This window comes from Snodgrassella alvi (assembly GCF_002777425.1).
Taxonomy (GTDB): domain Bacteria; phylum Pseudomonadota; class Gammaproteobacteria; order Burkholderiales; family Neisseriaceae; genus Snodgrassella; species Snodgrassella alvi_B.
In genome coordinates this window covers 1-5979 of the sequence record NZ_MDVC01000105.1, presented here as the reverse complement: position 1 = coordinate 5979, position 5979 = coordinate 1, and the positions used below count along the sequence as shown (strand labels likewise).

General features: G+C 47.2%; 4 protein-coding genes. All 4 read right to left on the bottom strand.

What is annotated here, in order from left to right:
* Positions 1-227: 227 nt before the first annotated feature.
* Complete coding sequence (locus tag BGI33_RS09915) at positions 228-536, bottom strand: hypothetical protein (RefSeq protein ID WP_025315298.1); 309 nt, start codon at positions 534-536, stop codon at positions 228-230.
* A gap of 13 nt (positions 537-549) precedes the next feature.
* A complete protein-coding gene (locus BGI33_RS13875; RefSeq protein ID WP_257379075.1) occupies positions 550-1311 on the bottom strand; it encodes an RHS repeat-associated core domain-containing protein in 762 nt (253 codons plus the stop codon).
* A gap of 220 nt (positions 1312-1531) precedes the next feature.
* Positions 1532-1834 carry a hypothetical protein gene (locus tag BGI33_RS09905; protein WP_180297031.1) on the bottom strand — a complete coding sequence of 101 codons (303 nt, stop codon included), beginning with the start codon at positions 1832-1834 and terminating at the stop codon, positions 1532-1534.
* A partial coding sequence (locus BGI33_RS09900; protein WP_100091018.1) for an RHS repeat-associated core domain-containing protein occupies positions 1827-5979 on the bottom strand: 4153 nt, incomplete at its 5' end. The genes BGI33_RS09905 and BGI33_RS09900, both read right to left, overlap by 8 nt.

Genomic DNA, 5979 nt, shown 5'->3' with positions numbered 1-5979 from the left:
GGTGATTCGGGCCGGTTTCCTGAATCATTCTTAACCCGTCCCACAGGAAGCGGGTACGGTTGTAGGATTGGCCCTCACGGTCTAGCTGATGTTTTTCGATACGCCGGCCAAGGGCGTTGTAGCTAGAATTCTGGGTGCTACTGGCATTTTTTATTTAAATTCTAATGGTTAAATCTTATAGATAATCGCTTTGAACCTTTCTATTATTGTATTTACCGATCAACTGGTCAGCGACTCCCATAAACGTAAATTACTTCACCTGTATCAACATTTATATCAACATTTATATCATCTATTTCTATTCCACCAACTCCAACATCCATCCAATTATCTTGCGTAATCTCTTTTGAATAGAAACGTATTGTATAATATCTAATCTCTTTTTTTATCGTTATATGATTACTAAAAGAAATATAAAAATTATTAATATCATATTTACATTTGGAAACAAACTCACTATTTTTGGCTGCTTCTATAGCTTTAAATAGAAAAGGGGTATATCTTTTATCAAGCTTAAAAATGTAGTTTTCACACATAATATGCACTTCCTTATAACGGTATAGCATCATCTGGCCCACTAACTTTACCAAATATCTTCCAAAAGCTCCCGCTTGGTGTTCCTAATACATTGGTATAATTAGGAAAGGTTTTATTAGCACGATTATGAATGCTAATATCACTATTAGAAAATTTATCACTATTATGAACATCACCAGCTTTATTCGTTCGATTAAAATTAATATCAGAGTAATCACCATGTGTGTGATATTGACCAACTGGTGTTGAGCCCTTAGGTAAACCTCCTGCTGATTCTTTAAATGTTGGTGCAGTTCTACCCGAACCAAGTCGCCCCCTTGTATAGCCATAAGTACCATCTTTTGCTTTAAATATGATCCCACCATATTCACGATTTTTGAATATCGACATTGGATTATATTTACTAAGTGCTGCTCGCCCCGCATCATTGGCGTTTTTAAAACCTGTTGTACATTTTCTTAGGCCAAGTGGATCCACCCAAGTCAACCCATTAGGCGCATACTGATACAGGTTAAACCCGCCAGCTAAGCCTATCGGGTCGGGCTGGGTAAATCTACCTATATCCGGATCATAATACCTGAAGGTATTGTAATGTAAGCCGGTTTCTCTGTCTAAATATTGTCCCTGATATCTGAGGTTTTGCTCTATGGGTTCGTGTTCGATTTCATGAATCCGTTTTCCCCAGAGCTGAAAGCTGCATTCCCACAGTATTTTACCGTTTGCATCGGTTAGCTCTTCTGGACAGCCGCTCAGGTCGGTGTGGAAGTAGCGGATATGTTGTTCATGGTTGCCGTCTGTGTCTATGCGTGCCAGTGGTTCGTAGCTACTTGAATCGGTGAAGATATAGGCACTTTGGATAATATTCTGATTTTTTTAGATTGTGATTTAATTTAAGTCAGTTTTTATTTCTAAATATCAATCAGAATATTTTAAGTATTTTTGAGTAATTATATATATTTAATTAAGAAAATAATTAGATGTTTATGTATCTTAGTTAAAATGGCAAAGTTCCTTTTATATTTGAAAAATATTGAATATTAACACCAAATGATTTAAAATAATTAAGAGCATCTGTTACATTTGAGAATTCGTTTATTTCTTCTACACCATAATCCTCAATAATTTCCATTTTTTTTTCCATTATATAAAAAAGATACGTATTATATAAACCATCTTTCTTTTTCAGTGCGTATTGGAATAAATAGCGCTCTCCGTCTATTTCCTTGATCTCATCAAACCCTCTAACTTTGCCTTTTTCAATAGCAGAAATTAAATTTTCAATTGAAACATTATCCATCTATATCTATCCTCACCATTGTTCCATCTGAACGTTTAATGTTTATATGGGGTAAAGAGCCATGTCCTGTTCCTTTGGGATCGTCATGACCATATACACGACCGGTACTAGAATCAATAGGATAATCCTTTCTATAACGAACCTTATCGTCTTTTTTCTTAAATTGTTCAATCTTATGTTTTTTTCTAATCCCTGATGCATTTTGTGATCCAATTCCTCTTACTTTTTGAGCATTTGGAAAAGCTTCTATTAACAAATTGTGAGCATCTTTTTTAGATTTTACAGTAACTACAGTTCCTTGGGAGCCTTCTCGTAAAGATTTTGCATTTTTAGAGCATGAGGTTGGATTTACCGTCAATCCCCACGGATCAATCCAAGTCAACCCATTAGGCGCATACTGATACAGATTCAAACCACCCAGCAGCCCAATCGGGTCTGGCTGGGTAAAGCGTCCTATATCCGGATCATAATACCTGAAAGTATTGTAATGTAAGCCGGTTTCCCTGTCTAAATATTGTCCCTGATATCTGAGATTCTGCTCTATGGGTTCGTGTTCGATTTCATGAATCCGTTTACCCCATAACTGAAAACTGCATTCCCACAGTATTTTACCGTTTTTGTCGGTCAACTCTTCCGGACACCCGTTCAGGTCGGTGTGGAAGTAGCGGATATGTTGTTCATGGTTGCCGTCTGTGTCTATGCGTGCCAGTGGTTCGTAGCTGTTCTGATCTGTATAGATATACAGGCTGGTGGGGTGATTCGGGCCGGTTTCCTGAATCATTCTTAAGCCGTCCCACAGGAAGCGGGTACGATTGTAAGGTTGGCCGTCGCGGTCTATCTGATGCTTTTCGATACGCCGGCCTAAGGCGTCGTAGACGTAGCCGTAACGCTGGCTGTGGTTTAGTTGTTCGATGCGTACTTCGCTCAGGCGGTGTTCAGCGTCGTAGTGGTAGTGCTGGGTGGCGCCGATGCTCTGTTTGGTTTGGGTTCGGCCGTGCTCGTCGTAGCTGTAGTGGTGTTCTCTGAAATTCAGGAGCTGGTTGTAGCGGATGACATTCTGATTGCTGGGGTCTAATTCTATTGGCCGTCTGTGGTCTAATAGGTTAGCAGCAGCATCATATTGCAGGGTTTCCCAGTATCTCTGGTTGCGGCAGCCTTCGATTCTGCCGGTGCGATCATAGTAGTAATCGGTCTGGCCGTGTTTGCTGTGTTTTTTGCTTACCAGCCGGTCGAGGTTGTCGTACTGGAAGCTGCGTTCGATGAGGATATCGGGCAGGATGGGATTCTGATTGCGCTGTATCTGTTTGTGTTGCAGCCGGCTGTTGCGGTCGTATTTGAACTGGGTGTTCAGGCGTCCCTGAGTGCGTAATACTTCGCGGTGCAGGTTGTCGCGTTCGATGTCGCTGATGATGTGGCCGTCGATGTTTATCTGGTGCAGGTGGCCGGAACCGTAATAGAGGTTGTTGATGGTGCGCCCATCCGGCAGGGTGGTGGCGATGCGGTTGCCCAGTGGGTCGTACTGGTGGCTGAGGGTGCCCTGTGCGGTGGTTTCGCTCAGCAGGTTGCCCAGCTGGTCGTAGCTGAAGGTGATGAGGTCGGGTTCAGCTTCTGCGGGCAGGCCGGCTTTTTTGTAGCCGACTTTGATAAGGTTGTCGGCTTGGTCGTACTGGTAGGCGGTGTTGCCGTCGGTGGTGTATTTGCCGATCAGGCGGCCGATGGCATCGCGTTTGAAGCGGTGGGTGATTTCGGCACTGCTGCCGGCAGCAAAGTGCACGGCGCTGACGTTATTCAGTGCATCATAGCTTAGTTGTTGTTTACGCCCGTCCAGATCGGTCTGTTCGATCAGGCGGTCGGCAGCATCGTATTGAAACTGGTAGTGTTCGCCGTTTTCGTTGATGAGGGTGTTAAGGCGGCCATAGGCATCGTAGTTAAAGCCGAGTTTGCGTCCGGCAGCATCGATGCGGGTGTGCACCAGTCCGCGCGGGTCGCGCTGGTAGTGGGTGCTGTGGCCGGCTGGGTCGGTATAGGTCAGTAGCTGGCCGGCACTGTTGACGCGATAGTGTTCCTGTCTGCCGTCGGTTAAGGTAACGCCGGTAAGCTGGCCGGCAGCGTTGTACTGGTATTTGCTGCTGTTGCATTGGGCGTCGGAGATGCTGCTGAGATTGCCTGATGCATCGTAATAGAGATGGGTGGCGGTACCGGAGCAATCTACATGTTGGATTAGCTGGCCGTTCTGATTCCAGCGCAGATACTTTTTGCCACCGCGCGCATCGGTTATTTTGACTATCTGGCCATGCAGGTCGTACTGGTAGTGAGTACGCTGTTTCATGGGATCGATAACGCTGCGCAGGTTGCCGCGCTGGTCGTAGTAGTAACGCCATGTGCTGCCATCGGGGTCGACGCTGATGGTGGGCAAAGCCCAGTGTGGCAGCCACTGGGTTTGGCTGGTACGGCCGAGGGGATCGGTTTCTTCAGTTTGACGTCCCTGTTCGTCGTAACTGTAGCGCCACTTCCCACCCTGCGGATCGGTGACGCTGACCAGTTGCTGATTTTCGTTCCAGTCAAATTCGGTGGTCTGCCCTAGGACATCAATGTAACGGGTGAGTTGATAGACTTCGTTCCAGTAATGCTGGCTTACTCGACCCAGGCTGTCATACGCAGTAGTCAGGCGTTTGCTTAGGTCATACTGGAAGCGGTAGTCTTCCAGACGTTTGCCATCGGCTTCACTCCAGTGACGGATGACGCGCCATTCGATGCCATCTGATCCGCTGAAGCTATCCCACTGGTAATGACACTGCAAGCCGGTGGGCAGACGGTGGTAGATCATGCGCCGGCCGTTGTCGTAGGCAAATTCTCTGGTGGGGCGGTTTTCTGCATCGATGACTTGTTGCAGGTCACCCTGTTCGTTGTAGTGGTACTGGCTCAGTAGCTGGCTGCTGCCATCGGCTAGTTCTCTTTTGATGTGGGTGACGCGCTGGGGATGGCGTTTATCCTGATAGTGCAGGGAGATGGTGGCGGTGTTGTTGTCGGCGCTGATGTGGCTGATGCGGCTGTGCTGATCGCGGTAGATAAACAGGTGGTTGTCGTTGCGGTCTTGCAGCAGGGTAAGGTAGAGGCGATTAGGCTGGTTGGGATCGGGTTCAAACAGGCGGTAGATGCCGTCATCGTCTTCGATGATCCAGCGATTCTGTTGGCCACGGCGGATGGTGAGGTTTTCGTTTACACCGCGGATGCCTTCGCCCGGCTGCAAGGCTTCGATCTCAAGGCGCCGGCCTTGTTCTTCTATGTAGACGGCGGAGCAGGAGCCGTCTGGCTGCGGGGAAATTTCCATTTCTACTTCATAGGGGACGCTCCAGCCGGCGCCGAACATGTTATGGGTTCGTTCGTCTCTGCTGCTGTAGAAGCGTTGCCATTCGATGGGGAAATGGGCGGGGATGGTGAAGTCGAGTTCTTCCTGGTCTGTAAGTATTTTGGCGCCGGTAGGTAGATGGACGGGATTGCCTAGAAAAACAGTTGATGCAGCCCTTGTCCCTTGTGCTGTAAGATGGCTGAGAGCAACACCGGTGAAAAAATCTTTCCCAAAGCAGACTATTTTGGTACACAGTTTTCCGGGACGCAATATCGCTGTTGCTACGGAAACTATCAGGTTGATGGGATGTTTGCCGCTTTTGATTTCGCGCACGACAATGGGTTCACCACCGATGCGCACGTTGTTGGAAACTCTGACGCCACCTTTGCAGTTGTCGGTGACTTTGGCTTCGCAGGTGCTGCGGTCGTTGCTGCGTACGGCAGGCTGGCCGTTGATGTAGACTTTGCTGGAGCCTTCGGCCATGTATTCGGCACTACCGGTTAATGTGCCCCAGCCTGCGCTGAGTATGTCGATACCGCCTTCGATAATGCCAAGTGGTGAGATATCTGGTAATTTCTCGGAGTATTTGCTACCCAGATCGGAGAATGAGGATGGGTGTTTGTGGCAAATGATTTTGTCGTCTTCTTTAGGGACAGCCCGTGGGTCTGGAGAGGCAACGGTGGGTCTGACCATTTCTTTGGCTATTAGTGCTGCACCACCAAAGATGCCAGCAGCAATATCGATGAAGGTTGTGGGTTGTTGCGGTTGTTCGCTGCTATCGACTAGTTCTATGCTT

What these genes read in the sequence shown, in the direction of transcription:
- BGI33_RS09915 (WP_025315298.1), bottom strand. Translation starts at nt 536, where the DNA reads ATGTGTGAAAACTACATTTTTAAGCTTGATAAAAGATATACCCCTTTT.
- BGI33_RS09905 (WP_180297031.1), bottom strand. Translation starts at nt 1,834, where the DNA reads ATGGATAATGTTTCAATTGAAAATTTAATTTCTGCTATTGAAAAAGGC.